The organism is Mycobacterium sp. PS03-16, from assembly GCF_004570325.1.
In the GTDB taxonomy this organism is placed as follows: domain Bacteria; phylum Actinomycetota; class Actinomycetes; order Mycobacteriales; family Mycobacteriaceae; genus Mycobacterium.
In genome coordinates this window covers 1-1771 of sequence record NZ_SPQO01000074.1, presented here as the reverse complement: position 1 = coordinate 1771, position 1771 = coordinate 1, and the positions used below count along the sequence as shown (strand labels likewise).

The 1771-nt window shown below is 75.9% G+C and carries 3 pseudogenes; 1 reads left to right on the top strand and 2 read right to left on the bottom strand.

Annotated features, from left to right (window positions below):
- Nucleotides 1-65: 65 nt before the first annotated feature.
- A pseudogene (locus tag E4P42_RS27765) lies at nucleotides 66-566 on the top strand (ATP-binding cassette domain-containing protein); the annotation flags it as partial.
- Nucleotides 567-608: 42 nt separating this feature from the next.
- Here E4P42_RS27765 and E4P42_RS27760 read toward each other — a convergent pair.
- Together E4P42_RS27760 and E4P42_RS26730 are read right to left on the bottom strand one after the other, a co-directional pair.
- Nucleotides 609-1541: pseudogene (locus E4P42_RS27760) on the bottom strand (GTP-binding protein); the annotation flags it as partial.
- Nucleotides 1532-1771, bottom strand: a pseudogene (locus E4P42_RS26730) (L-seryl-tRNA(Sec) selenium transferase); the annotation flags it as partial. The pseudogenes E4P42_RS27760 and E4P42_RS26730, both read right to left, overlap by 10 nt.

Genomic DNA, 1771 nt, shown 5'->3' with positions numbered 1-1771 from the left:
CGCAGAAGGTCACCGCCGCGGTCTTCGTCAGCGGCGAGTTCGTCGCGGCGCTGGCCAACGCCGCGGTGGTCGTCGTCGGCGTGCTGCTCGGGGTCGACGGCGACCTCACCGCCGGCACCCTCGTCGCGTTCCTGTTCCTCGTGACGCTGTTCGTCGCGCCGGTGCAGACGGCCAGCGAGGTGCTCAACGAGGCGCAGAACGCGATCGCCGGGTTCCGCCGGGTGCTCGACGTCCTGGAGACCGAGCCGGACGTCCGGGACCCGGCGGTCGCCGACGGTGCCCGGGAGCTGCCGCCCGGCCCGCTGGGGGTGCGCTTCGAGCACGTCTCCTTCCGCTACGCCCCGGGGGCGCGCCCGGCCCTCGACGACGTCGACCTGGCCATCGCCCCGCGGCGGCGGGTCGCGGTCGTCGGCGAGACCGGCTCGGGCAAGACCACCTTCGCCAAGCTGGTCACCCGGCTGATGGACCCGTCCGCGGGCCGGGTGCTGCTCGGGGGCGTGCCCCTGACCGAGGTGGCGTTCGCCTCGCTGCGGCAGCGGGTGGTCATGGTGCCGCAGGACGGCTTCCTGTTCGACGCCTCCGTCGCCGACAACGTCCGCTACGGCCGCCCCGGGCTGACCGACGCGCAGCGGCAGCGGCCGCGCCAGCCGCAGCCGGGCCGCGGCGGGACCGAGCGGACGCACCCGCACCGGCACGGCGGCCGACCCGATGTGCAGCACCAGCTCCCGGGGCAGGGAAGCGTCCACCGACCGCAGCGCCACGTCGATCTCGTCGGTGTCCCGCCAGACGCCGGGGGTGCGCAGGGTGTCGCCGCGGGCGATCCGCTGCCGGTCGACGCCGCGCAGGTTCACCGCGACCCGGGCCACCGGTCCGACCGTGCGCCGGTCCTCGCCGAGCGTCTGCAGGCCGCGCACGGTGACGCGCTGCCCGGCGTGTTCGAGCTCGTCACCGACCCGCAGCGTGCCCGCGGCCAGCGTGCCGGTCACCACGGTGCCCGCACCGCGGATCGTGAACGCCCGGTCCACCCACAGCCGCACATCGGCGGTGCCGTCGGGCGGCGGCAGCCGGTCGACCAGCGCCACCAGTTCCGTGCGCAGCAGGTCGAGGTCGGTGCCGACGATCACCGGCGGCCCGGCCAGCGAGGTCCCGGCGAACCGGCGCAGGCAGTCGCCGGCGACGGGCCCCGGATCGGCCAGATCGGCCTTGCTGATCACCAGCAGCGCGTGCCGGACCCCGAGCGCGTCCAGCGCGCTCAGATGTTCCTCGGATTGCGGCATCCAGCCCTCGGTGGCGGCGACCACGAACATCACCGCAGGCACTGGGCCGACGCCGGCGAGCATGTTGCCGACGAACCGCTCGTGGCCGGGGACGTCGACGAACGCCAGCCGGCGGCCGTCGATGTCGGTCCAGGCGAAGCCGAGGTCGATGGTCAGCCCGCGGCGCTGTTCCTCGGCGAGCCGGTCCGGCCACATCCCGGTGAGCCGGTGCACCAGCGTGGACTTGCCGTGGTCGACGTGGCCGGCGGTGGCGATCACGAACACGCGCGGACCGCTTCGAGCAGCGTGGCGTCGTCGTCGGCGGGCACGGTGCGCAGATCCAGCACGCACCGGCCGCCGTCGAGGCGACCGACCACCGGCGGGCGGCCGGCCCGCAGCGCGGCCGCATACGACTCGGGCAGGCTAATCCCGGCGCTGGGCAGCGCCACCCCGGGTGCGCCGCCGCCCCCGACCGCGGCGGTGCAGTCGACGGCGCGGGCCTGCGGGAGCTCGGC